Source organism: Gilliamella sp. Choc5-1, from assembly GCF_001690595.1.
Classification (GTDB): domain Bacteria; phylum Pseudomonadota; class Gammaproteobacteria; order Enterobacterales; family Orbaceae; genus Gilliamella; species Gilliamella apicola_M.
Genome location: NZ_LZHH01000040.1, coordinates 21,393 through 48,342, shown reverse-complemented (window position 1 = coordinate 48,342; position 26,950 = coordinate 21,393). Strand labels below are relative to the sequence as shown.

Genomic DNA, 26,950 nt, shown 5'->3' with positions numbered 1-26,950 from the left:
ATTTTCAAGAAAGTAGTTACGTTTTTATTTATTATCTGCGTACTAGCTCAGATTAGCTTCTGTTTAGTTTATTTTACCCCTCATTCAATGTCTAACTTTCACAATTTAAATTTTATTGATGCCTATAATGCTTTTTTTAAGCAGTTACTACAAGGTCAATTTAGATTATTAACAGGGGAAACAGTCCCGTTTTTTCATACATTATTAGCGACATTTGAACTGTGCATTCTTGCTTTATTAGTTGCATTATTTATTGGGTTACCTTTAGGTGTGTTTCTTGGTTTAAGCAATATTAATTGGTTAAATAGTACGATTCGCTTAGGGGCTTTATTATTATATTCTTGTCCTATCGTTATGCTTGTTATTATCGTGATGTATTGGTTATCACCAACTTGGTCATTATCAATGAATTTCAATATATCACCATCAGTGGCAGGAACTTCGTTATTGGAACTTTTTGTTTCATCAAAAACAGTTAAATGGCACCTGTTATTTGAACAGCTTCATTATTTGCTTTTACCAATCATTATTTTAGCTATTCAACCAAGTATTATGACTATTCAACTCGTTAGCGAGAGTGTAAAAAGGACATCAAGGCAAAATTTCATAAAAATGGCGATAATTCGTGAGCGATCACCCTTTAGAATCTTACGTCGGCATTTATTACCAAACTCCATTCCTGCAATTATTCCACAGCTGACGTATAATACAACAACGTTGTTATTTTCAACGATGGTTATTGAAATTTTGTTTAATCGAGTAGGACTTGGGCAATGGGTGATGATTGCTTATCATCATCATAATTATTTTATTATTTCTATTGCTATTTTAGCCTGTGGTACTGTCATTAGCTTATTGACATTATTAGGGGAAATTTCGGCTGTAGCTATTTATCCTTTGCGTCATAAGGAACATTATGTCTAGGCGAGCAAGGTTATTTAAAAGTATCAATTTATGCTTTAACCGATTGCATAGTAATTTTTACTTAATTATTGGTTTTTATGGCATATTGGCAATTACTTTTGTGGCATTATCAACTAGATGGTTTTTTCAGGCTCATTTACAGCCTAGTTATCCAGCTTTATTGCCTCCAGCTTGGTGGCCTAATGGTGATATCAATCATATATTAGGGACAAATGCTAAAGGGCAAGATATTTTTGGTTATTTACTCATTGGTTACCGTTCAACTATATCAATGACCTTAAAAACGGTGTTTTATGTCGTTGTTATTGGCGGGTTAATTAATTATTTAATGTTTTTTGTTTCGTTGATACGGCCTTTTGTATTATTTATTTTTAAATTTTGTATGGTTGTGCCACCACTACTTGGTGTGATTGTAATTAGCTTATTGTTAGGAGATGATATTACTAATATGTTGTTGGTAATTGGATTATCTTATACACCGCGATTTATTTACAACATCCATCAAAACATTATCAATGAGTGGAATAAAACTTATATTACAGCTTATAGGCTTGATGGTTTATCATCATTTTCAATTTTAAATCATTATATTTTACCTAATATTTTGCCTGTTTATTTAAGCGAAATTGTTTCATTATTTGGTTCAATTATTTTATCTATTACCACGATAACTTTTTTAGGTTTTGCTAATGATGCTTCTCGACCTGATTTAGGTATGATGATGTTTCAAATGAAAGATATTATTGCAACTAATTACTTAGCCTTTTTATCTCCTGGAATTGCGGTGTCTGCTACAATTATTTTTGTTTATTTGTTCAATTTTGGATTGTATGGCCGTCGAGCAGGAACTTAATTATGGCACTATTAGATATTCGAAATTTAACCATTGAGTTTATTACGCCAGATGGTCTTTTGAGGGCGATTGACCGTGTTAATTTGAAATTGTCTGAAGGCGAAATTCGAGGCTTGGTTGGTGAATCAGGATCAGGAAAAAGTCTTATTGCTAAAGCTATTTTAGGCGTCACTAATCATAACTGGAAAATTTCAGCTGATCGGTTTTATTTTGATAATATTGATTTATTAAAGTTAACACCTAAACAGCGTCGAAAAGTTATTAGTGATAATATTTCGATGATATTTCAAGAGCCACAATCTTGCTTAGATCCTTCAATGAAAATTGGCCAACAACTGATTGAGGCGATACCGAGCCGAACTTTTAAAGGGCATTGGTGGCAAAGGTTTTTTTGGCGTAAAAATCGTGCTATTGAACTGTTACATCGTGTTGGTATTAAACATCATAAGGAAATATTAAAATCTTACCCATTTGAATTAACAGAAGGTGAGTGTCAAAAAGTGATGATTGCAATTGCTCTGGCTAATCAACCAAAGCTGCTTATTGCTGATGAGCCGACAAATGCGATGGAAGCAACAACTGAAGCACAAATTTTTAGATTGTTGGCTAGCATGAATCAAAATATGGTTACGACTATTTTGCTGATTAGCCATGATCTGCAGATGGTGACAAGGTGGACTGATCGTATTAACGTGCTGTATTGTGGGCAAACAGTTGAAGTTGCTGATAGTGAAGAGCTAATTAAATCACCTTATCATCCTTATACTCAAGCTTTAATTTATGCAATTCCAGATTTTGGTAAAGCGATGCCACATAAAAGTCCGTTAAATACTTTACCAGGAGTGATTCCGTCTCTTGAACATTTACCTATTGGATGTCGATTAGGGCCAAGATGTCCTTATGCGCAAAAAAGATGTATTCAAGCGCCTGAGTTAATACCAATAAAAGATCACTTTGTAGCCTGTCATTTTCCATTAAATACTGATGAGTAACCATAAATAATAGGAATACCCAATGAATCCAATATTAAAAGTGCGTAACTTATCTAAACAATTTAAAATTCCTAAAGGGCTTTTTGGTCATTTACGAATTAATGCGGTTAATCCTATCTCTTTTTCATTAAATGAGGGGAAAACACTAGCTATTATTGGACAAAATGGTTCAGGAAAATCGACTTTAGCTAAAATGTTAGTAGGTATGATAAAACCTAATGGCGGTGATATTTGGATTGATGGTAATAAAGTTGAGTATGGTGATTATAGTCATCGTTGCCAGTTAATTCGTATGATATTTCAGCATGTAGAAAGTTCGTTTGATCCAAGACTGCGTATTGGACAATTATTAGAAATTCCATTAAAACGCCATACTCATTATAACGTTAATGAACGTGAAAAGTTAATTAGTCATGTATTAAAGCAAGTTGGATTATTGCCCGAACATGCCTCTTATTATCCTTCTGTGATGGCAGCAGGACAAAAACAACGTGTAGCATTGGCAAGAGCGCTGATTTTGAAACCTAAAGTGATCATTTTAGATGAGGCTTTAGCGGCATTAGATATTTCAATGCGCTCACAAATTGTGAATTTGATGTTGTCATTACAAGCTGAACAAAATATTTCTTATGTTTATGTCACTCAAGATATTGGAATGATGAAACATATTAGTGATGAAATTTTAGTTATGCACAATGGTGATCTTGTTGAATATGGTAATACAGCTGAAGTATTGGCTTCGCCGTTAAGTGATATTACTCAAAAATTGATAAATAGTTACTTTGGCGAGGCATTGACGGCCGATTCGTGGCGCACTGATACTAGAGCTTTTTAAGCACTTTTTGTTTCGATAATCATCAATAATATATTTAGATATTGTTATGATTTTATTTTAAATATCATATCTATTATTACTCAAAAAAAATCTCGACAAATGATTTAAAACAAATTATATTTAGCTATATAGATTTCTAGACGTCTATTTTAGGTGTTTAAAATAACTGACTATGTTTAGGAGCTTTTGTTATGCCTATTTGTATTCCTGATTCATTACCTGCTGTTAATGTGTTGCGTAATGAAAATGTTTTTGTTATGACTTCGTCTCGTGCAAATACTCAAGAAATTCGTCCACTTAAGCTTCTTTTTCTAAACTTAATGCCTAAAAAAATAGAGACAGAAAATCAGTTTTTGCGGTTACTTTCTAACTCATCTTTACAAATTAATATTCAGTTATTACGCATTGATCAACGTGAATCAAAAAATACTCCCACCGAGCATTTAAATAGTTTTTATTGTGATTTTGATGATATTCGAGAACAAAATTTTGATGGGTTGATAATAACTGGTGCTCCTTTAGGTAAAGTTGCTTTTTCTGATGTGGTTTATTGGCCAAAATTATTTGAGATTATTTCTTGGGCTAAAGAACATGTTACATCGACAATGTTTGTTTGTTGGGCTGTTCAAGCGGCTTTAAATGTATTGTATGATTTGCCTAAATTTACACGAGCACATAAGCTGTCGGGTGTTTATCAACATCAAATTGTTCAACCTAATGCGATTTTAACTCGTGGTTTTGATGATAGTTTTTTAGCACCTCATTCACGATATGCTGACTTTCCTATTGATAAAATTGAAAATTATACCGATTTAACTATTTTAGCAAAATCTGATATCACAGGGCCTTACTTAATGGCAACGGCGGATAAACGTATGGCGTTTGTGACAGGGCATCCTGAATACGATTCATTTACATTAGCTAATGAATATTTTCGTGACTTAAAAGCCGGTATTCATCCCGCTCTTCCTGAAAATTATTTTCCTGATAATAATCCTGATTTACAACCAAAAGCAACTTGGCGTAGTCATGCTTATTTATTATTTAGTAATTGGCTTAACTATTATGTTTATCAACTAACACCATTTGATTTGACGACTCGTAATTTAACCATTGATGATTAATAAATTAAGATAATTTGTAAGCTAGGCAGCTATGAGGCTTTAAATATTTCATAAGTTATGACATGTATCTAAATGTGTATTTGGTTGTATGATCAAACTTGTAGCCAAAATGTTATAGGACCGTCATTAATCAATGATACTTGCATGTCGGCTGCAAACTGACCAGTTTGAGTTGTTATTTTTTGTTGGCATTGTTCTACAAAAAACTGATAAAGCCTATTGGCTTCATCAGGCTTAGCGCCTTTAGTAAAGCTTGGGCGCATTCCTTTTTTAGTATCTGCAGCTAGTGTGAATTGAGAAACAACGAGTACTTCTCCATTAGCTTGGCTAACATTTAAATTCATTTTTCCTTCATTATCACTGAAAATACGATAGCCTAAGACCTTTTCGCATAAACGAATTGCTTTTTGTTCATCGTCATCTTGTTCAACACCGAGTAGAATTAGTAACCCTTGATTGATTTGACCAATAATATTATTGTCTACGACAACACTAGCTTTTTTCACTCGTTGGATTAAGGCGATCATAAGTTTATTACTCTGATAAAGGAGGATTATTAATAATGTGCTTTTTTTTTCGGTTATAGTCAGTTAACGTTGCTGCAAATTCAGCTCCGAATAAAACAATGCACCAAGAAAAGTAGATCCAAACTAACATGATAGGAATGGAGGATACCACACCGTAAATAAGTTGATATGTCGGAAACGAAGTCACATACAATGCAAACGTGCGTTTACCTAATTCAAATAATATTGCAGCAACAAATGCACCAATCATCGACTCTTTTAACGGTACTGATTCAGTCGGAATAATGCTATAAAGTAACCAAAATCCAAATATAGAAATAAAAAACGGTAAACTGCTAAGCAAAAAAGTATTTGTTGTTGCTGCTGAAAACCATTTTAGCGAGAATATGTATGAACTTACAGCTACGCTTGCCCCAACTAAAATGGGACCTAAGGTTAATATCGTCCAGTATATGGTTAGGTTGTACATAAAAGAGCGTTTTTTTTGGGTTTTCCAAATATGATTAAGCGTAGTGTTAATTGAGTTGATAAGTAATAGTGAGGTAACGATTAAACCAATTATACCGAAAAGAGTCATTTTTTTAGTATTGGTTATAAATTGTTCTAAATAATTTTGGATTGTATCACTGGCTGTAGGGACAAGATTATTATAAATTATTTGTTTCAATGAATGGCTAACTTCTTCAAACATAGGAAAAGCAGATAATAAGGAAAAAATAACAGTAATAAGAGGTACTAAAGCCAGTATTGTTGTATAAGCAAGCCCTGCAGCAGATGTTGTTAAGCGATCGTGGTTTATACGATCGCATAACATTTTCATAAAGATTTGTATTTGCTTAACTGATTTCATTGTCTTGTGTTTAGTTAGAAATAACACAGCTATTAATCCCATTACTATTTAATAAGTTTAATACCTTATTTGCTTCTTCTTTGCTTTCGTATGGTCCTACTGTAACCTTATATAGTTGTCCTGATGACATAATATTGCTGCGAACCCCCGTCATTGCAAGCTTAGCTTTTAGTGTATCAGCATTAGATTTATCTTTGAATGCACCACACTGCAATAGCCATTTATTTGAAACGGTTGTTGGTTGTGAAGCTGGATTTGTTATCTGATTTTGTGTTGTTGTGCTACCTTGAGAAGGTGGCATAGTCGTATAAGTGTTATTTGCAAAGCTATCTAAAATTCGTTGTCTTTCATTAGCAATTGAGTTTGATGTTACACCATAATTTGCATTAGGTGTTTCTAATTCTTTAAGATATGTCCAACGTTCTTGAGGTTGCTCAGGAAGAGTTATAGCAGGCGGTTGAGTTTTTGCTTTTGGCGTTTCAATAACTTTCTTGGGGGTATTATTTGAAATAAAGTAGAGAATAGCAGAAAATAGTATAACTATAATGATAGCCAAAAACATCATTAAATTAGGCTTGTTTCGTGACTTATTTTTTTTTGATTGGCTCTTTCTTCTAACATAATCACGCTGAACCACAATAGACTCTCTTCTATTTTTATTAAAATTACATAAATAATAATGTAGTATACAAATAAAAAAAGTGGTTTACACCACTTTTTGTTATTTCTTTTTAACTATGATAGTTAACAGATAATAAATAAAACCATTAACTTAATGCTTTGATTTGCTTAATTAAATTAGCTTTATGACGAGCAGCTTTATTTTTGTGGATTAACCCACGAGCCGCTTGACGGTCAACAACTGCTTGCATATCTTTGAATGCTACTTCAGCTGTTTGTTTATCACCAGCTGCAACAGCGGCGTAAACTTTTTTAATATAAGTGCGCATCATTGAACGGTTGCTAGCATTATGTTTACGGCGTTTTTCAGATTGAATCGCACGTTTTTTAGCTGATTTGATATTAGCCAAAGTCAACTCCCAAATTTAGATAAAAATTACATATTAATTAAGGTGGCAAAATATGCCTGATTTTCTTTCTATTGTCAATGCCGTTGTATAAAAAAATATAATTGGTCATTTTTAGCTGATAATAAATGTTTATCATTCAACCAATAATGTCTATAACCTAAAAAGAAATTTTATGTTAGAATAAAAAAAGTTTTAATTTATTTATATTTTATAAGAGGAAGTATCATGTCTATTATTAGAATGCAAGATCTTGATCTAAAAGGAAAACGTTTATTTATTCGTTCAGATCTTAATGTGCCTGTAAAAAATGGTAAGGTTACTTCAGATGCGCGTATTAAAGCATCACTACCTACTATTGAAGAGGCCATCAAGAAAGGTGCAAAAGTAATGGTTACCTCGCATATTGGTCGCCCAACAGAAGGTGAATATAATCCAGAGTTTTCATTGCAACCAGTTGTTGATTACTTAAAAGAACATGTATCATTTCCTGTTCGTTTAGTAAAAGATTACCTTAATGGTGTAGATGTTAAAGAAGGCGAATTAGTTGTTCTTGAAAATGTCCGCTTTAACGTTGGTGAAGGTAAAGATGATGAAACTTTATCTAAAAAATATGCAGCGCTTTGTGATATCTATGTGATGGATGCGTTTGGTACTGCTCACCGAGCTCAAGCTTCAACACATGGTGCAGGTAAATTTGCGCCAGTGGCTTGTGCTGGCCCATTATTAGCCGCTGAACTTGATGCGTTAGGTAAGGCTTTAGATAATCCTGCCCGCCCGATGGTTGCAATTGTTGCTGGTTCAAAAGTATCAACTAAATTAACTGTACTTGATTCGCTTTCAAAAATTGCAGATCAAATTATTGTCGGTGGTGGTATTGCCAACACATTTATTGCAGCAGAAGGCTACAACGTAGGTAAATCACTTTACGAAGCTGATTTAATCCCTGAAGCTAAAAAGTTGATGGCTAACTGTGAAATCCCAGTTCCAACTGATGTACGTGTTGCAACAGAATTTAGTGAAACAGCAACAGCGACTGAAAAATCAGTTAAAGATGTTAAAGAAAATGAACAAATTCTTGATTTAGGTGATAAATCAGCCGAAGTATTAGCAAATATTATCAAAAATGCTAAAACCATTTTATGGAATGGTCCGGTAGGTGTTTTTGAATTCCCTAATTTCCGTCGTGGTACTGAAATTGTAGCGAAAGCAATTGCAGATAGCGAAGGTTTTTCAATTGCTGGTGGTGGAGATACATTAGCTGCAATCGATCTATTTGGTATTGAAGATAAAATCTCTTATATTTCAACTGGTGGCGGTGCTTTCCTTGAGTTTGTTGAAGGTAAGAAACTACCAGCTGTTGCGATGTTAGAAGATCGAGCAAAAGCGTAATATTTAAATTCAGTAAAAGGATGAACCAATTGCTCATCCTTTAGTTTTTATAAATAAATTTATAGGTAAAAAAATGTCTACTAAGATTTCTGATGTTGTTAAACCTGGTGTAGTAACTGGTGATGATGTTCAAAAAGTATTTCAAATCGCTCGTGAAAATAATTTTGCAATACCTGCGGTTAACTGTGTTGATACAAATACAATTAATGCTGTTATTGAAACAGCTGCAAAAGTAGGATCTCCTGTAATTGTTCAATTTTCTAATGGTGGTGCTCAATTTATTGCTGGTAAAGGCTTAAAATTAGAAGGGCAAGAATGTGCTATTTTAGGTGCAATTTCTGGCGCAAAACATGTTCACCTTATGGCTGAAAAATATGGCGTTCCAGTTATTGTTCATACTGATCACTGTGCTAAAAAATTACTTCCATGGGTTGATGGGTTATTGGATGCAGGTGAAACTCATTTTGCTAAAACAGGTAAACCATTATTTTCATCTCATATGATTGATCTTTCAGAAGAGTCACTAAAAGATAATATTGATATTTGTTGTCAATATCTTGCTCGTATGTCGGCAATGAAAATGACATTAGAATTAGAGTTAGGTTGTACTGGTGGTGAAGAAGATGGTGTTGATAACAGCCATATGGACAGCTCAGCACTTTACACTCAACCAGAAGATGTGGCATATGCTTATGAACGTTTAAGCGCTATTAGTCCTCGTTTCACTATCGCTGCATCATTCGGTAATGTACATGGTGTTTATAAACCAGGTAATGTTAAGCTAACACCAAAAATTTTAGATAATTCACAAAAATATGTATCTGAAAAATTTAGTTTACCAGCTAAATCATTGAATTTTGTATTCCATGGTGGTTCAGGCTCAACGCCAGAAGAAATCGCTGAAGCAGTAAGTTATGGTGTAATCAAAATGAATATTGACACTGATACCCAATGGGCTAACTGGTCAGGTATTTTGGAATACTACAAAGCAAACGAAGCATATCTACAAGGTCAATTAGGTAACCCTGAAGGTGCGGATGCGCCAAATAAAAAATACTATGATCCTCGAGTATGGTTACGTAAAGGACAAGATTCTTTAATTGAGCGTTTAGAGCTAGCATTTAAAGAACTTAATGCAGTCAATGTTCTGTAATTTATTTTAGTTATTTAAACTCAAGCAGAGCTATTGCTCTGCTTTTGATTTATCCTATTTCAAATAAATCTTGCATTTTTAATTGGATTATAGGATAATTCCGCCCTCATTTAACTTAGGGGAGCTGTCTATTTATTAATATCTATTATTAATAGAGGCGTTCGCACCCGAGCAAAGGAAACTAAAATGGCAAAAAAAGTACAAGCCTACATCAAGTTGCAAGTTGCAGCTGGTGCAGCAAATCCGAGTCCACCAGTTGGTCCAGCACTTGGTCAACATGGTGTGAATATCATGGAATTCTGTAAAGCATTTAATGCTAAAACAGAAAGCATGGAAAAAGGATTACCAATTCCTGTTGTAATTACAGTTTATTCTGATCGTTCATTTACATTTGTAACTAAAACACCTCCAGCAGCTGTTTTGTTAAAGAAAGCGGCTAAAATCAAGTCTGGTTCTGGTGAGCCTAATAAGAAAAAAGTAGGTAAAGTAACGAGTGCTCAAATTCGCGAAATCGCTGAATTAAAAGCTGCAGATATGAATGGTGCTACCATTGAAACGATGATGCGTTCTATTGAAGGAACAGCTCGTTCAATGGGCTTGGAAGTGGAGGGTTAATTCATGGCTAAATTATCTAAAAAAGCTAAACTTATCCGCGAAAAAGTAAATGCAACTAAACAATATGAAATCAACGAAGCGATAGCTTTATTAAAAGAATTAGCTACGGCTAAATTTACTGAAAGCGTCGATGTTGCGGTTAATTTAGGTATTGATTCACGCAAATCAGACCAAAATGTTCGTGGTGCAATTGTACTTCCACATGGTACAGGTCGTAGCGTACGCGTAGCTGTATTTACTCAAGGTGCAAATGCAGAAGCTGCTAAAGAAGCTGGTGCAGAATTAGTGGGGATGGATGATCTTGCAGATCAAATCAAAAAAGGCGAAATGGATTTTGATGTCGTTATTGCATCACCTGACGCTATGCGTGTTGTTGGTCAATTAGGTCAAATCTTAGGGCCTCGTGGTTTAATGCCAAACCCTAAAGTTGGCACAGTAACTCCTAATGTTGCTGAAGCTGTAAAAAATGCTAAGGCTGGTCAAATTCGTTACCGTAATGATAAAAATGGTATTATCCACACTACTATCGGTAAAGCTGATTTTGATGCAGATAAGCTTAAAGAAAATTTAGAAGCGTTACTTGTTGCATTGAAACGTGCAAAACCAGCCTCTTCTAAAGGCGTATTTATTAAGAAAGTTAGCCTTTCTACTACAATGGGTGCTGGTGTTGCTATTGATCAAGCAACATTAAATGCAACTGTTTAATTATTATTTATAATTAAATAGAGAAATCGGTTGGTGTCTGGCCTTAACCAGACCCCGTCCAAGACCGTAGGTGTGGTTGAAGTTTGACTGCTTAATTTTCCTACGTAGACGGTGACAGAGCCTGATAAGATATAATAGAAGGTTTCTGCTCATCGTGGTTGTGCTAGTTACGTTTGTAGCTAGTTAAAATAGGTCTAGGCTTTTGCCTAGTATAATCCAGGAGCAATACCAATGGCACTAAATCTTCAAAATAAACAAGAAATTGTTGCTGAAGTTAATGAAATCGCCAAAGGTGCGCTATCTGCAGTTGTCGCTGATTCTCGTGGCGTAACTGTAGAAAAAATGACTGCATTACGTAAATCTGCTCGTGAAGCGGGTGTTTATATGCGTGTTGTTCGTAATACGCTATTACGCCGTGTTGTTGAGGGCACTCAATACGAGTGTTTAAAAGATACGTTTGTTGGTCCAACTCTAATTGCATTTTCAAATGAGCACCCAGGTGCTGCAGCGCGTCTTTTTAAAGCGTTTGCTAAAGAAAATGATAAATTTGAGATTAAAGCCGCAGCCTTTGAAGGTGAGTTAATTACTGCAGCGAACATTGATCGCTTAGCAACATTACCTACATATGAAGAAGCATTAGCTCGCTTGATGTCAACCATGAAAGAAGCCGCAGCTGGCAAATTGGTTCGTACTCTTGCAGCGGTTCGCGATCAAAAAGAAGCTGCTTAATTGGCAGTTTGATTGTGAATTTTATTAATTAAAAAATGTAAATTTGGGAAACTATATTATGTCTATCACTAAAGAACAAATTTTAGATGCAGTTGCTGAAATGTCTGTTATGGACGTTGTTGAACTAGTATCAATGATGGAAGAAAAATTTGGTGTTTCTGCAGCAGCAGCTGTTGCAGTTGCAGCAGCAGGTCCAGCTGAAGCAGCTGAAGAAAAATCTGAATTCGACGTAATCTTAAAAGATGTTGGTGCTAACAAAGTAGCTGTAATCAAAGCAGTTCGTGGTGCAACTGGTCTTGGTCTTAAAGAAGCGAAAGATCTTGTTGAATCAGCTCCAGCAACAGTTAAAGAAGGCGTTAGCAAAGCTGATGCTGAAGAACTTAAAAAAGCGCTTGAAGAATCAGGTGCAGTTGTTGAACTTAAATAAGTTTATCGACAACACAACAATTGGCTGGTGGTTTTATACCTCCAGCCTTTTTGCGCTGTAATAAGTTAAAGAATTTTATTTTAAGATTATCAATAAAAAGTAATAAAGAAATAGTATATTTATTAAGCCTAATCAATTGATATTTATAGATATTTTCGATAAGGTGTCAGGTGTTATCAGTTATCGATAGTATCCCTGATGAATATTTAATCATGCTAAAATAGCAGATAAGCAAGTTGAGGAACTAATGGTTTACTCTTATACCGAGAAAAAACGAATTCGTAAGAATTTTGGTAAGCGTCCACAAGTCTTGGATATACCGTATCTTCTTTCTATTCAACTTGATTCGTTCCAGAAATTTATTGAGCAAGATCCAGAAGGTCAATATGGCTTAGAAGCCGCTTTTCGTTCAATATTTCCGATAAAAAGTTATAGTGGTAACGCTGAGTTACAATACGTGAGCTTTAAAATGGGCGAACCTGTGTTTGATGTTAAAGAATGTCAAATTAGAGGGATCACTTACTCAGCACCATTGCGCGTAAAATTACGTTTAGTTATTTATGATAAAGATGCACCAGAAGGAACAGTAAAAGATATTAAAGAACAAGACGTCTACATGGGCGAAATTCCTTTAATGACAGATAATGGTACATTTGTGATCAATGGTACTGAGCGCGTTATTGTTTCACAATTACATCGTAGTCCAGGTGTGTTCTTTGATAGTGATAAAGGTAAAACGCACTCTTCTGGGAAAGTTTTATATAATGCTCGGATTATTCCTTATCGTGGCTCTTGGCTTGATTTTGAATTTGATCCTAAAGATAATCTTTTTGCTCGAATTGACCGCCGTCGTAAGCTTCCAGCAACAATTATTTTGCGTGCTTTAGGTTATGAAACTGAAGAAATTTTAGATATCTTCTTTGAAAAAACCAATTTTGAAATTGGCAAATCTAAATTGAAGATGGACCTTGTTCCTGAACGTTTGCGTGGTGATACAGCGTTATTTGATATTGAATCAAAAGGCAAAATATATGCTGAAAAAGGTCGTCGTATTACTGCACGTCATATTCGTGAATTAGAAAAAGATAAAGTTAGCAAAATTGATGTTCCAGTTGAATATATTATCAATAAAGTTCTTGCTAAAAATTATATTAATGAAGAAACTGGTGAAGTGATCGCATTTGCTAATACACCAATTTCATTAGAACTATTAGTTGAATTATCTAATGCTGGATATAAAAAAATAGAAACATTATTCACTAATGATTTAGATCATGGTGCATTTATTTCTGAAACATTAAATGTCGATTCAACACGCGATCGATTAGGTGCGTTAGTTGAAATTTATCGTATGATGCGTCCTGGTGAACCACCAACAAAAGAAGCTGCTGAAGCATTATTTGATAACTTATTCTTCTCTGATGAACGTTATGATTTATCAGCAGTTGGTAGAATGAAATTCAATCGTTCTTTAGGACGAGACGATATTGAAGGCGAAAGCGTCTTAACGAAAGATGATATCGTTGACGTGATGAAGAAATTAATTGCTATTCGTAATGGTCACGGTGAAGTCGACGATATTGATCACTTAGGTAATCGCCGTATCCGTAGCGTTGGTGAAATGGCAGAAAACCAATTCCGTATTGGTTTAGTTCGTGTTGAACGCGCTGTGAAAGAACGCCTTTCTTTAGGTGATCTTGATTCACTCATGCCACAAGATATGATTAATGCAAAACCAATTTCAGCAGCGATTCGTGAATTCTTTGGTTCAAGTCAGCTATCTCAGTTTATGGATCAAAATAATCCACTATCTGAAATTACGCATAAACGTCGTATTTCTGCATTAGGTCCAGGCGGTTTAACTCGTGAACGAGCAGGATTTGAAGTTCGTGACGTACATCCAACCCATTATGGTCGTGTATGTCCAATTGAAACACCTGAAGGTCCAAACATTGGTTTGATAAACTCATTAGCTGTTTATGCCCGTACTAATGAATATGGCTTCTTAGAAACACCATATCGCCGAGTTATTGATGGTGTTGTTACTGATGAAATTAATTACTTATCTGCGATCGATGAAAGTGAATTTGTCATTGCACAGGCTAACTCAAATCTTGATGAAAATGGTCGTTTTAAAGAAGATCTAGTAACTTGTCGTTTAAGTGGTGAGTCTGGTTTATATAGTCCTGAGCAAATCCATTATATGGACGTATCAACGCAACAAATTGTATCTGTTGGTGCTTCATTAATTCCATTCTTAGAACATGATGATGCGAACCGTGCCTTAATGGGTGCGAACATGCAACGTCAAGCAGTGCCAACGTTGAAAGCTGAAAAGCCATTTGTTGGTACAGGTATGGAACGAGCGGTAGCTGTTGACTCGGGTGTTACTGCTGTTGCACGTCGTGGTGGTACAGTACAATATGTTGATGCATCACGTATCGTGGTTAATGTTAATGCTGATGAAATATATGCAGGTGAAACAGGCATAGATATTTATAACTTAACTAAATATACTCGCTCTAACCAAAATACATGTATCAATCAGATTCCATGTGTAGAATTAGGCGAAAAAGTTGAGCGTGGTGATGTGCTTGCTGATGGCCCATCTACCGACTTAGGCGAATTAGCATTAGGCCAAAATATGCGCGTGGCATTTATGCCATGGAATGGTTATAACTTTGAGGATTCTATTTTAGTTTCCGAAAAAGTGGTACAAGATGACCGTTTCACCTCGATTCATATTCAAGAACTATCTTGTATTTCTCGAGATACTAAATTAGGTGCAGAAGAAATTACTGCCGATATTCCAAATGTAGGTGAAGCAGCACTGTCTAAGCTTGATGAATCAGGTATTGTCTATATTGGTGCTGAAGTTCAAGGCGGTGATATTCTTGTTGGTAAAGTAACACCTAAAGGTGAAACTCAACTAACACCAGAAGAAAAATTACTTCGTGCTATTTTTGGTGAAAAAGCATCTGATGTTAAAGATACTTCATTGCGTGTACCAAATGGGGTTTCAGGCACGGTTATTGATGTTCAGGTCTTTACTCGCGATGGTGTACAAAAAGATAAACGTGCACTAGAAATCGAAGAGATGCAACTTAAACAAGCGCGAAAAGACTTAACAGAAGAACTAAAAATCTTAGAAGCTGCTTTATTTGCTCGTATCCGTGATGTATTAATTTCAGGTGGAATTAAAGCAGATAAATTAGATGCATTACCTCGTGAAAAATGGTTAACAATCGGTATCGCGAATGAAGATAAACAAGCTCAATTAGAACAGCTTGCTGAACAATATGACGAGATCAAAGATGAGTTTAACAAAAAACTAGAAGCTAAACGCATGAAGATCACTCAAGGTGATGATTTACAACCTGGGGTGCTCAAAATTGTGAAAGTTTACTTAGCGGTTAAACGTCAGATTCAGCCAGGTGATAAGATGGCGGGTCGTCATGGTAACAAAGGGGTTATCTCTAAAATCAACCCAATTGAAGATATGCCATATGATGATAAAGGACGTCCAGTTGATATCGTATTGAATCCACTTGGTGTTCCGTCTCGTATGAATATCGGTCAGATCTTAGAAACTCATTTGGGTATGGCTGCTAAAGGTATTGGTCAGAAGATCGATGCTATGCTAAAAGAACAGCAGGAATTAGCTAAATTACGTGAATTTATTCAAAAAGCGTATGATCTTGGTTTAGGTGCTGCGCAAAAAGTTAATGTTGCAGAATTTACTGATCAAGAAGTGATGACTTTAGCACAAAATTTACGTAATGGTATGCCATTAGCAACACCTGTATTTGATGGTGCTAAAGAGCGAGAAATTAAGGCATTACTTGAGCTGGGTGACCTACCAACTTCTGGCCAAATTACTTTGTACGATGGTCGTACAGGTGAAAAATTTGAACGTCCAGTTACTGTAGGTTATATGTATATGCTCAAATTGAATCACTTAGTTGATGACAAAATGCATGCTCGTTCTACTGGTTCATACAGTCTGGTTACTCAACAACCATTGGGTGGTAAAGCTCAATTTGGTGGTCAACGTTTCGGTGAGATGGAAGTGTGGGCACTTGAAGCTTATGGTGCCGCTTATACCTTACAAGAAATGTTAACGGTTAAATCAGATGATGTGAATGGGCGTACTAAAATGTATAAAAATATTGTAGATGGTGATCATCGTATGGAACCTGCGATTCCTGAATCCTTTAATGTACTATTAAAAGAGATTCGTTCGCTAGGTATAAATATAGAGTTAGATGAAGAGTAATTTTTGCTAACTTAAATGATTTCTATTTATAGGGATAACTTATTAGTAATAATAAGTTATCTAATTGGTTTAACTCCATAGGAGTCAATTGTGAAAGACTTATTAAAGTTTCTAAAAGCACAAACAAAAACTGAAGACTTTGATGCTATCAAGATAGGCCTTGCTTCTCCTGATATGATTCGCTCATGGTCTTTTGGTGAAGTCAAAAAACCTGAAACAATCAATTATCGTACGTTCAAACCTGAACGTGATGGATTGTTTTGTGCACGTATTTTTGGACCAGTAAAAGATTATGAATGTTTATGTGGAAAATATAAACGTCTAAAACACCGTGGTGTTATTTGTGAAAAATGTGGAGTTGAAGTAACTCAAGCTAAAGTACGCCGTGAACGTATGGGGCACATCGAACTTGCATCACCAACAGCACATATTTGGTTTTTAAAATCATTACCATCTCGTATTGGTTTATTACTCGATATGCCACTTCGTGATATTGAGCGTGTTCTTTATTTTGAATCATTTATGGTTCTTGATGGGGGAATGACAAATCTTGAACGTGGTCAGATCTTAACTGAAGAACAATATTTAGATGCATTAGAAGAATTTGGTGATGAATTTGATGCTCGCATGGGCGCAGAAGCTATTCAAGAACTACTAAGAAATATTGATGTTCAAGCGGAATGTGAAGCTTTACGTGATGAATTAGCAACGACTAATTCAGAAACTAAACGCAAAAAAATAACTAAACGTATTAAAATTATTGAAGCATTTATTCAGTCTGAAAATAAACCTGAATGGATGATTTTAAATGTATTACCGGTTCTGCCACCAGATTTACGTCCATTAGTTCCACTTGATGGAGGGCGTTTTGCAACGTCAGATCTTAATGATCTTTATCGTCGAGTGATTAACCGTAATAACCGTTTAAAACGTTTATTAGACTTAGCAGCACCAGATATTATTGTACGTAATGAAAAACGTATGTTGCAAGAATCTGTCGATGCATTACTTGATAATGGTCGTCGAGGACGAGCTATTACTGGTTCAAACAAACGTCCATTAAAATCACTTGCCGATATGATTAAAGGTAAGCAAGGTCGTTTCCGTCAAAACTTGTTAGGTAAACGTGTTGATTATTCTGGTCGTTCTGTTATTACCGTAGGTCCATACTTGCATTTGCATCAGTGTGGTTTACCTAAGAAAATGGCATTAGAATTATTCAAACCATTTATTTATGGCAAATTAGAGCGCCGAGGCTTCGCTACTACAATTAAAGCAGCGAAAAAAATGGTTGAGCGCGAGGACGCAGTTGTTTGGGATATCTTAGATGAAGTTATTCGTGAACACCCAGTATTACTAAACCGTGCTCCAACATTACATAGATTAGGTATTCAAGCATTTGAACCGATTCTAATTGAAGGTAAAGCAATTCAATTGCACCCATTAGTTTGTGCGGCCTTTAACGCCGACTTCGATGGTGACCAAATGGCGGTTCACGTTCCATTAACGCTAGAAGCTCAATTAGAAGCGCGTGCGTTGATGATGTCGACTAATAATATTCTTTCACCTGCGAGTGGTGAGCCTATCATCGTTCCTTCACAGGACGTGGTGTTAGGTCTTTACTATATGACTCGTGATAAAATCAATGCGAAAGGTGAAGGCATGGTATTAACAGGCCCTAAAGAAGCAGAAAAACTGTATCGTTTAGGTCTAGTTGAATTACATGCTAAAGTTAAAGTTCGTATTACCGAAAGTCAATGTAATAGCGTTGGTGAATGGGAAGAAACCACTTCACTTATTGATACAACAGTTGGTCGTGCAATTTTATGGTTAATCATGCCTAAAGGTATGAACTTCTCAGTTATCAATCAACCACTGGGTAAAAAAGCGATCTCTAAGATTTTAAATATCTGCTATCGCCAATTAGGTATGAAAGAAACGGTAATTCTAGCAGACCAAATTATGTATACTGGATTTGCATATGCTGCACGTTCAGGTGTATCGGTTGGTATTGATGATATGGAAATTCCGGCGAAGAAAATACAAATCATCAATGAAGCTGAAATTGAAGTTGCTGAAATACAAGAGCAGTTCCAATCAGGTTTAGTGACAGCTGGTGAACGTTATAACAAAGTTATCGATATCTGGGCGGCAGCCAATGAACGTGTTGCTAAAGCGATGATGGATAACTTATCAACAGAAAAAGTTACCAACCGTGACGGTGAAGAAGAAGTACAATCTTCTTTCAACAGCATTTACATGATGGCTGATTCAGGTGCTCGTGGTTCGGCTGCTCAGATTCGTCAGTTAGCAGGTATGCGTGGTTTGATGGCAAAACCAGATGGTTCGATTATCGAAACACCAATTACGGCAAACTTCCGTGAAGGACTAAACGTACTACAGTACTTTATCTCTACTCATGGTGCGCGTAAAGGTCTTGCTGATACGGCTTTAAAAACAGCAAACTCAGGTTACTTAACCCGACGTCTAGTTGATGTTGCGCAAGATCTAGTGGTTATTGAAGATGACTGTGGCACCCTAGAAGGTGTTGTTATGACACCAGTTATTGAAGGTGGTGATGTTAAAGAACCACTTCGTGAGCGTGTGTTAGGTCGAGTAACGGCTGAAGACGTATTAAAACCAGGCAGTGCGGATATCTTAATCCCACGCAACACGCTACTTGACGAGAGTAAATGTGACTTACTTGAAGCGGAATCAGTCGATAGTGTTAAAGTTCGTTCGGTTGTGTCGTGTGATACTGATTTTGGTGTTTGTGCAAAATGTTATGGTCGTGATCTTGCCCGTGGTCACTTGGTTAATAAAGGTGAAGCAATCGGTGTTATTGCGGCTCAATCAATCGGTGAGCCAGGTACACAGTTAACCATGCGTACGTTCCATATCGGTGGTGCGGCATCGCGAGCTGCAGCCGAGTCTAGCGTTCAAGTTAAAAACAAAGGTAGCATTAAATTAACTAATGCTAAATTTGTGACTAACCCAGATAAAAAATTGGTTATCACCTCTCGTAATGCTGAGTTAACGATTATTGATGAACTTGGTCGAATGAAAGAAACCTATAAAGTTCCTTATGGTTCGATTTTAAGTAAAGGTGATGGCGTAGCAGTTGACGCTGGTGAAACAATTGCTAACTGGGATCCGCATACTATGCCAGTTATCTCAGAAGCAAAAGGTTTTGTCCGTTTTGTTGATATGGTTGATGGGCAAACTATTACTCGCCAAACTGACGAATTAACTGGCTTATCATCTATCGTGATTTTAGATGTGGCTGAACGTACTGGTGTAGGTAAAGATTTACGCCCTGCAATCAAACTTGTTGATGCTAAAGGGAACGATATTTTCCTTACTGGTACAGAAATGCTTGCACAATACTTCTTACCTGGTAAAGCATTAGTACAGTTAGAAGATGGTGCTGAAATCAATATCGGTGATACACTTGCTCGTATTCCACAAGCATCTGTTGGTACCAAAGATATTACCGGTGGTTTACCACGTGTTGCTGACTTATTTGAAGCACGCAAACCGAAAGAATCGGCTATCTTGGCTGAAATTGACGGTATTATTTCATTTGGTAAAGAGACTAAAGGTAAACGTCGCTTAATTATTACTCCATTAGATGGCAGTGAACCATATGAAGAGATGATTCCAAAATGGCGTCAACTTAACGTATTTGAAGGTGAACAAGTTGGTCGTGGTGATGTAATTTCTGACGGACCTGAATCAGCACATGACATTTTACGTCTACGTGGTGTTAATGCGGTAACACGTTATATTGTTAACGAAGTTCAAGAAGTTTATCGTCTACAAGGTGTAAAAATCAATGATAAACACATTGAAGTTATCGTTCGTCAAATGTTACGCAAAGCAACAGTTATTCATCCTGGTGGTTCTCGTCTACTTGAAGGTGAACAGCTTGAAGTTTCACGCTTGAAGATTATCAACCGTGAACTTGAAGCACAAGGTAAAGAGCCAATTGTTTACTTACACGACTTACTTGGTATTACCAAAGCCTCGTTAACGACTGAATCGTTTATTTCAGCGGCTTCGTTCCAAGAAACAACTCGCGTCTTAACTGAAGCAGCGGTAGCTGGTAAAAATGATGAATTACGTGGTCTAAAAGAAAACGTGATTGTTGGTCGTTTAATTCCGGCGGGTACGGGTTATGCTTACCATAAAGAGCGTTTACGTAAACGTGCAATGCCAGCAACTGATGACATTCAAACAACAATTTCAGCAGAAGAAGCAACAGCTAACTTAGCTGAGTTACTCAATTCAGCTGAAGAGAATCAATAACCTGTTAGGTTTAATTAACAAATAGCACGCATGGCGTGCTATTTTTTTATATGATGTTTAATAAACTATAGGGATTATTTACTTTGTTTACAGCTATTTAATTAACTTAAAAAACTATCTTAATAAATATTATCTATCGACACCAAACATTTATCTGGAACATTCATTTATAATACTCAAATCATCATAACGCATTATATAATAAGACTTTTATTGAATATAAAACACCGAAACTGACAGTGTGATTTTACGTGAGTTTTGTTTTTCCTATAAAGTAATTACACAACTGTTCACTTTTTAGGTGATATTTTTTGTAAAAAATATTCAGGATTCTATACCGTCTAAAAATTAAAAAAGTCCCAAGAAAGAGCCAATTTTAATTGTTCTGTAACATAATTTTCATATTTAAAATATATAAAACAAAAAGTTAAATAATTTGGACAGATTTTTTAAGGTTTTTTGAAGATTATTTTAATGATGAGACGTAAACAACTCGCATTTTTCTTCAATTTAGCTATTTTATAATTCAGTTAGCCCAACCACGTTTTGTGAGCAATAATAAAACAGATATGGTGATAAGAAAAGCGTTTAAAACCTAATAGTAAGAATCGAATTTTATATATAAGTGATTGATTTTATTTAAAACAAGTATAAAATAAAGCATTTAAATAAAATTAGTGGCTTTTTAATGAAATATAGCAAAGCATAAGTGTGTAAAGGTTTTTATATCCCTTGGCAGGGACATCATTTTTTTGAAATATTCATAAAATAAACAATAATATGAGGCGTACTGATGAAAATCAAATCGTTATTAATCATTGTAGTGTTAGTTGTTATTGGGGCATTTATCTATTTTACAAGTTATAATGGCATCCAAACGAAGGACGAAAACGTGGCTGCAGCGTGGTCTGAAGTACTCAATCAATATAAACGTCGGGCTGATTTAGTTCCTAATTTAGTTAATACCGTAAAAGGTTATGCCATACACGAAAAAAACGTTTTAACCCAAGTAACTGAAGCTAGAGCAAAAGTCGGATCGATTCAGATTAATGCTGATCAGCTAACCGACACAGCTTTATTCTCAAAATTCCAACAAGCACAATCAGAATTGAGTTCAGCATTAAGTCGCTTAATTGCAGTCAGTGAAAGCTATCCAGACCTAAAAGCTAACACCCTGTATCAAGATTTAATGAGTCAGCTTGAAGGTACTGAAAATCGTATCACTGTTGCGCACGGGCGATATATCGAAGCAGTGCAAACATTTAATATCTATATCCGTAAGTTACCGACTAAATGGGTTGCTGATAGCTTAGGAAAACAACCAAAACAACAATTTACGGTTGATGATGAAAAGCAAATGTCTAATCCACCCGCAGTAGATTTTGGTTAATTATTATCGTGAAAAGATATTTTCTATGTAGTGTATTATTCTTGATCAGTTGGTTCAGTTATGGGCTAACTGACATCCCCCAATTTTCTCATCGTGTCATTGACACGACCAAAACCTTAACTGAATCACAAAAAAACGCATTAGAAGCAAGCTTAATTGACTTTGAAAAACCAAGATCAGATGGAGCACAAATAGCTGTTTTAATGATAGCAAAACTTGACAACGAAACAGTGGAACACTACGCAAATAGAGTGTTTAACCAATGGGGAATTGGAAAAAAAGGGCAGGATAATGGCATCTTATTATTGATTGTAAAAGACGATAAACAGATGCGTATTGAGGTGGGGTATGGGCTTGAAGGCCTTGTTACCGATTTAGTAGCGAGTCGTATTATTCGCGAACAATTAGCCCCACAATTTAAGCAAGGAAACTTTAACAATGGGATTAGTAACGCAATAGCTGCTTTAGCTGTCGCATTGACGACATCTCACCAAACAACCGAATCATTGCAATCGTTATCCCAAACGCAAATCTATAATAAGCAACAAGCCGATCTTGGGCAAATACCAACTAATCAAGATTTTTTTCCATATTTTTTTCTATTGATCATACTATCACCGCTTATTAGCATCGCTATTTCATGGTTTACCGCTAAACGTTTTGCTAAACGGGTTTTGGGTTCTGATTCGTTAAATAGTGTTTTTAGCTTACTTATTTATTATTTACTTACTAAAGATAGACGTTTTGAAACGAATAAATCTAGCCGATGGAATAATGATTATAATGACCGAGATCGTTCATCCAATAATGATTCAGACCGTTTTCGTGGTGGTGGGGGGGGCCGCAGTGGCGGCGGTGGCGCTTCCGGCAGTTGGTAAATTAATTAACAAAAATTAAATGCAATATAGACAATAAATAGTTATTTATTGTTAATTGAAAAGGCAAAATTTTATTCACAATTGTTAATCATAGGTATGAAATCTAATGAAAAGATATTTTCTAGTTAGCTTATTGTTAATGTTCAGTTGGTTCAGTTATGGGCTGACTGACATCCCCCAATTTTCTCATCGAGTCATTGACACGACCAAAACCTTAACTGAATCACAAAAAAACGCATTAGAAGCAAGCTTAATTGACTTTGAAAAACCAAGATCAGATGGAGCACAAATAGCCGTTTTAATGCTCTCTAAACTCGATAATGAAACCGTAGAGCAATACGCAGATAGAGTCTTTACTCAATGGAAAATCGGTCGAAAAGGACAAGACAATGGTATTTTATTACTTATTGTTAAAGATGATAAACGCATGCGCATTGAGGTTGGTTATGGGCTTGAAGGAACTATTACCGACCTAGTTGCCAGTAAAATTATTCGTGAACAATTAGCCCCACAATTTCGACAAAATAACTATTATCAGGGTATTGATAATGCCTTATCTGTGCTGAAACAAAAAATTGATAATCCTGCCCTGAAATGTGAAGATAATGAACAAGGCCTTAACCTTAACCTGTTATTTTCAGAAGATTTTACTTCTATGTTGAGTAAGTATGCGCTGGTGTCATTTCTTATTTGTTTTATACTTGCCAAATTATTGTATCGTAAAGATAAAAGCAAACAATGTTTACGTACAGGTTTATTTAACGCATTATCTGTTACTGGATTCACCCTTTGGCATGTGCAATATATATTTGAGATAGCATTTTTGATGTATGTTATAATGTTTGTCGTATTTACTTTGAGTACCATGGTTAGCGGCTTTTTAACTCCCGGAGCTGGCGGAAGAGGAGGAAATAATCGCGGAGGAAGTGGCGGTTTTGGTGGTTCTAGTAGTGGCGGCGGCTTTAGCGGCGGCGGTGGAGGCCGCAGTGGTGGCGGTGGTGCCTCAGGTAGCTGGTAATATAATTAATCCCACCAAAAACATTAAATATCAATGGTTAAAAATCAGTCAGAAAGAGCATTGGTTTTATTGGATTTTTTTTTGATTGATTTTTAGGCGTTTTGATAGAAGTGTAAATGGATTTTTCTTGTCTATCTTAGATTGAGCGTTTTTAATGGAAAAATAAATTTAACTTATTTTATGATCTAACTCACAAAATTGAACATAAATTCAATTTGTAAATTATCAATTTAAGAATAATAACATCTGACTATTACTGTATTTAGCTCATCTTATAACAAATTTCCTGTTACTGCAGGAAAAAGTCTCTATCCACATTAAGTTTTATTTGCATTAGGCTTAAATCATCTAATCCCCCTTAGCAAAATAAGAGATCTGTATTAGTTATGACCCAAATACAATTTTGTATGATCGAAGATAGCCTTGATCCTGAACGTGTTACCGAACAAACCATTGACATTATTAATGGTTGGTTAGTTCAGCACCAAATTACCCAAAATGATATGCAAAAAGCAATGTTACTATCACATGTAAAAGCGATGGTAACACGTGCTAAAACCTTAGAAAAATTACCAGAAGTTGATCCAACTTTATTTGAGGAGCTGTCAGAAGAGTCCTTAGATCTAGCACGGAAAACAGTAAGCTTATTTAATAGTTTACCAATGGAAGAAGCATATTTATTGGCAGTTCATTATGAAGTTGCTAAAGCAAATTAAAAGATTACTAGACAAGTAAAAAACAATAATTAATAGGAGAAATATTATGACAGAAATAGTCATTGTTATCGGCGATAGAATGGGAAAAGGGCAAAAAATTGCGGAGGGAATTAATTCAGTAGAAGGTTGTCGTGCAATTGTCATTCCAGGTATGGCTGCAGATATGAAATTAGGTGATGTAATGGATAAAGAAAATGCCGATTTGGGCCTTTCATTTTGTGGTAGTGGCGGAGCTGGGGCTATTACTGCACAAAATAAATATGGCTATTCACAACGCCATGGTATGCGATCAATTGAAGAAGGTGAAACAGCTATCAATGACGGCTGTAAAGTTCTTGGTTTTGGTTTTATGGACACGGAAGAATTAGGACAACGTGTAGCAAAAGCATTTCTTAAAAAATATCCACGTTCATAAACGGTAAATAAGAATGAAAAAAGCAGAACAGATACTTGTTAGAGTAAAAGGTCATGGTGATTCTAAGCAGCGAGCTTTTGCTATAGCTTTAAGTCAGGTTCAGAAAGAAGTACTCAAAAACATTAATAATATTATGTTGCGAATAGAACCAATTGATATTCAAGTTGTATCAGCAATAGAAAAGATAACAACAGAACGTTTTTTGTTTATCTTTTTGCCAAGGAAAAAGACATTTTATGAAATCACGCTTGATGTATCTGTTAACGTAATTTTTATTGATTTAAATGATATTAAATTTACTTCAAAATAACATAACGTAAAAGGGAAGTTATGGAAATTTTAATTATTGCATTCAAGTCTATTATTATCGGCGGACTTTGTGGTTTTGGGGTCGGTGCGGGAGCTGCTCGAATGTTTCATGCACCAACTTATCAAGGGATGGGAGCGTTTCGGACATTAGGTGAACTTAATTCTTGTGAAGGTGATCCTGCAGCGCATTTTTCATTTGGTTTAGGGTTCTTTTTTAATGCATGGGCTTCATCGGTTGCAGCTGGTTCTTTTACTCAAGACGTTGATCATCGCATCATCCCTAACTGGGGTGGAGCTTTATTGATGATAAAAAATCGTAATCTTGCAGAAACCTTACATGATCCTAAAAAAATGGCTTTTGCTTGTACATTTATTGGGATGATTGTGGTGTTATTTTTAAATACAACCACCTCAGTTATTCCTGATTCGCTAAAAATTACTGCAACGAAGGTTCTTGTTCCTGCCGCTAACTTGTTAGTTGCAACTGTTATGCCCGTTATTTTCTGGTTAGCAGCACTGGATGCTGGGCGTCGTAGTGGATTTTGGGGAACGTTATTTGGTGGACTTGCACAGTTAATTATGGGCAATGCAGTACCTGGGTTGGTGTTAGGTATATTGATTGGCAAAGGTGTAGATGATAGTGGCTGGAACCGTGTGATGAAAATCATGTTAGTTGCTGTCATTATTTTATTTGTTATGAGTGGATATTTCCGTGGTTTTGATTTGAAGATGATTAACTCGTTTAGAGATGGTTTATCTTATTGGTTTAAATAATATAGGGACACATTATGAATACACAAACAATGATCAATAAAAGTTTTTGGTATGCCGATTGGTCTTTCCCTATCATTTGTGGGCTATTATCTGCCGGTATTTTTGCTGGAACGCATACATTCTATGTGTACGGTATTGGTGCATTTAATGAAATTGCATTTGTTGCTATGCTTAAATCCGGAATGACCACTGGCGATTATGGCGCTGTCGCGGCTTTTGGTGCTAGTTTTTTATTTGCTCGTGTTATTGAAGGTTCATTGGTCGGCATTTTAGATATCGGAGGTGCATTGCAAACAGGTATTGGGCTTGGTGTACCTGCGTTACTGCTAGCTGGCGGCTATACTTTACCTGTTGAAAATTTTTTTGTAGCGTTAGCAACCGGATTGATATTAGGTGCGCTTATAGGCTTAATTATTATTCTTATCCGTAAATTCACCGTCAATAGTAGTGGTGGTTCAACTTTTGGTGCTGATGTCATGATGGGGGCAGGTAATGCATCAGGACGATTTCTTGGTCCTATGATTATTTTATCTGCGATGGTTGCTTCAATTCCTATTGGTACCGGTTCATTGTTGGGGGCGCTACTTTTTTATGTATGGAAAAAACCAATCACAGGTGGAGCTATTTTAGGTGCTATGATTTTTGGTGGTATATTCCCAATTTTATAATATTAGTTATTCCCCTCTGTAATTTATTAAATTGCAAAGAGGGG

25 protein-coding genes are annotated in these 26,950 nt (G+C 35.7%); 21 read left to right on the top strand and 4 right to left on the bottom strand.

Annotated elements, in window-relative coordinates:
- Window positions 1-87: 87 nt before the first annotated feature.
- The 5 genes from A9G35_RS03630 (at window position 88) to metA (ending at window position 4,728) form a co-directional block, all read left to right on the top strand.
- Window positions 88-924 carry an ABC transporter permease subunit gene (locus A9G35_RS03630; protein ID WP_065635716.1) on the top strand — a complete coding sequence of 279 codons (837 nt, stop codon included), beginning with the start codon at window positions 88-90 and terminating at the stop codon, window positions 922-924.
- Window positions 917-1,777: an ABC transporter permease subunit gene (locus A9G35_RS03625; RefSeq protein WP_065635715.1), complete on the top strand. Its 861-nt coding sequence runs from the start codon at window positions 917-919 to the stop codon at window positions 1,775-1,777. The genes A9G35_RS03630 and A9G35_RS03625 overlap by 8 nt, the downstream gene beginning before the upstream one ends.
- Before the next feature lie 2 nt (window positions 1,778-1,779).
- Window positions 1,780-2,769: a peptide ABC transporter ATP-binding protein gene (locus A9G35_RS03620; RefSeq protein ID WP_065635714.1), complete on the top strand. Its 990-nt coding sequence runs from the start codon at window positions 1,780-1,782 to the stop codon at window positions 2,767-2,769.
- A 22-nt stretch (window positions 2,770-2,791) separates the two neighbouring features.
- Window positions 2,792-3,604 carry a peptide ABC transporter ATP-binding protein gene (locus A9G35_RS03615; protein ID WP_065635713.1) on the top strand — a complete coding sequence of 271 codons (813 nt, stop codon included), beginning with the start codon at window positions 2,792-2,794 and terminating at the stop codon, window positions 3,602-3,604.
- A gap of 191 nt (window positions 3,605-3,795) precedes the next feature.
- Entirely contained in the window at window positions 3,796-4,728 is a 933-nt protein-coding gene (gene metA / locus A9G35_RS03610; RefSeq protein ID WP_065635712.1) for a homoserine O-acetyltransferase MetA, read from the top strand.
- Between the two features lie 92 nt (window positions 4,729-4,820).
- Here metA and dtd read toward each other — a convergent pair whose 3' ends face one another.
- The 4 genes from dtd to rpsT all read right to left on the bottom strand — a co-directional run bounded on the left by dtd (window position 4,821) and on the right by rpsT (window position 7,136).
- On the bottom strand, window positions 4,821-5,255 hold the full coding sequence (gene dtd, locus A9G35_RS03605; protein ID WP_065635711.1) for a D-aminoacyl-tRNA deacylase: 435 nt from the start codon (window positions 5,253-5,255) through the stop codon (window positions 4,821-4,823).
- Between the two features lie 7 nt (window positions 5,256-5,262).
- Window positions 5,263-6,105 (bottom strand): virulence factor BrkB family protein, encoded by an 843-nt coding sequence (locus tag A9G35_RS03600; RefSeq protein ID WP_065635720.1) that lies wholly within the window; start codon window positions 6,103-6,105, stop codon window positions 5,263-5,265.
- Between the two features lie 10 nt (window positions 6,106-6,115).
- Window positions 6,116-6,742 (bottom strand): SPOR domain-containing protein, encoded by a 627-nt coding sequence (locus tag A9G35_RS03595; protein WP_065635710.1) that lies wholly within the window; start codon window positions 6,740-6,742, stop codon window positions 6,116-6,118.
- Window positions 6,743-6,872: 130 nt separating this feature from the next.
- A complete protein-coding gene (gene rpsT, locus A9G35_RS03590) occupies window positions 6,873-7,136 on the bottom strand; it encodes a 30S ribosomal protein S20 (RefSeq protein WP_065635709.1) in 264 nt (87 codons plus the stop codon).
- A gap of 225 nt (window positions 7,137-7,361) precedes the next feature.
- On the opposite strand from rpsT, the gene pgk reads away from it, so the two are divergent.
- The 16 genes from pgk to A9G35_RS03510 all read left to right on the top strand — a co-directional run bounded on the left by pgk (window position 7,362) and on the right by A9G35_RS03510 (window position 26,906).
- On the top strand, window positions 7,362-8,525 hold the full coding sequence (pgk, locus tag A9G35_RS03585) for a phosphoglycerate kinase (protein ID WP_065635708.1): 1,164 nt from the start codon (window positions 7,362-7,364) through the stop codon (window positions 8,523-8,525).
- Window positions 8,526-8,598: 73 nt separating this feature from the next.
- Window positions 8,599-9,678: a class II fructose-bisphosphate aldolase gene (gene fbaA / locus A9G35_RS03580; protein ID WP_065635707.1), complete on the top strand. Its 1,080-nt coding sequence runs from the start codon at window positions 8,599-8,601 to the stop codon at window positions 9,676-9,678.
- Window positions 9,679-9,864: 186 nt separating this feature from the next.
- The gene (gene rplK / locus A9G35_RS03575; RefSeq protein WP_034884321.1) at window positions 9,865-10,293 is read left to right on the top strand and encodes a 50S ribosomal protein L11; all 429 of its coding nucleotides are present in this window, start codon (window positions 9,865-9,867) and stop codon (window positions 10,291-10,293) included.
- A 3-nt stretch (window positions 10,294-10,296) separates the two neighbouring features.
- Window positions 10,297-10,998, top strand: a complete 702-nt coding sequence (gene rplA, locus A9G35_RS03570) for a 50S ribosomal protein L1 (RefSeq protein ID WP_065635706.1) — start codon at window positions 10,297-10,299, stop codon at window positions 10,996-10,998.
- Between the two features lie 231 nt (window positions 10,999-11,229).
- Entirely contained in the window at window positions 11,230-11,727 is a 498-nt protein-coding gene (gene rplJ, locus A9G35_RS03565; protein ID WP_065635705.1) for a 50S ribosomal protein L10, read from the top strand.
- A 58-nt stretch (window positions 11,728-11,785) separates the two neighbouring features.
- On the top strand, window positions 11,786-12,154 hold the full coding sequence (gene rplL, locus A9G35_RS03560) for a 50S ribosomal protein L7/L12 (protein WP_065635704.1): 369 nt from the start codon (window positions 11,786-11,788) through the stop codon (window positions 12,152-12,154).
- A 247-nt stretch (window positions 12,155-12,401) separates the two neighbouring features.
- The gene (gene rpoB / locus A9G35_RS03555) at window positions 12,402-16,430 is read left to right on the top strand and encodes a DNA-directed RNA polymerase subunit beta (RefSeq protein ID WP_065635703.1); all 4,029 of its coding nucleotides are present in this window, start codon (window positions 12,402-12,404) and stop codon (window positions 16,428-16,430) included.
- 90 nt (window positions 16,431-16,520) lie between these two features.
- Window positions 16,521-20,738, top strand: coding sequence for a DNA-directed RNA polymerase subunit beta' (gene rpoC / locus A9G35_RS03550; protein ID WP_065635702.1), 4,218 nt, complete (start codon window positions 16,521-16,523; stop codon window positions 20,736-20,738).
- Window positions 20,739-21,537: 799 nt separating this feature from the next.
- Complete coding sequence (locus A9G35_RS03545) at window positions 21,538-22,128, top strand: LemA family protein (protein ID WP_442903166.1); 591 nt, start codon at window positions 21,538-21,540, stop codon at window positions 22,126-22,128.
- Between the two features lie 41 nt (window positions 22,129-22,169).
- A complete protein-coding gene (locus tag A9G35_RS03540) occupies window positions 22,170-23,006 on the top strand; it encodes a TPM domain-containing protein (protein WP_065635700.1) in 837 nt (278 codons plus the stop codon).
- 106 nt (window positions 23,007-23,112) lie between these two features.
- Window positions 23,113-24,024 carry a TPM domain-containing protein gene (locus tag A9G35_RS03535; protein WP_065635699.1) on the top strand — a complete coding sequence of 304 codons (912 nt, stop codon included), beginning with the start codon at window positions 23,113-23,115 and terminating at the stop codon, window positions 24,022-24,024.
- Window positions 24,025-24,431: 407 nt separating this feature from the next.
- A complete protein-coding gene (locus tag A9G35_RS03530; protein ID WP_081300104.1) occupies window positions 24,432-24,740 on the top strand; it encodes a PRD domain-containing protein in 309 nt (102 codons plus the stop codon).
- Between the two features lie 46 nt (window positions 24,741-24,786).
- Window positions 24,787-25,155, top strand: coding sequence for an SFCGS family glycine-rich protein (locus tag A9G35_RS03525; RefSeq protein ID WP_065635697.1), 369 nt, complete (start codon window positions 24,787-24,789; stop codon window positions 25,153-25,155).
- Between the two features lie 13 nt (window positions 25,156-25,168).
- The gene (locus A9G35_RS03520; protein ID WP_065635696.1) at window positions 25,169-25,465 is read left to right on the top strand and encodes a DUF4312 family protein; all 297 of its coding nucleotides are present in this window, start codon (window positions 25,169-25,171) and stop codon (window positions 25,463-25,465) included.
- 20 nt (window positions 25,466-25,485) lie between these two features.
- Window positions 25,486-26,238 (top strand): DUF4311 domain-containing protein, encoded by a 753-nt coding sequence (locus A9G35_RS03515; RefSeq protein ID WP_065635695.1) that lies wholly within the window; start codon window positions 25,486-25,488, stop codon window positions 26,236-26,238.
- A 29-nt stretch (window positions 26,239-26,267) separates the two neighbouring features.
- Entirely contained in the window at window positions 26,268-26,906 is a 639-nt protein-coding gene (locus A9G35_RS03510) for a DUF4310 family protein (protein ID WP_065561395.1), read from the top strand.
- Window positions 26,907-26,950: the final 44 nt, after the last annotated feature.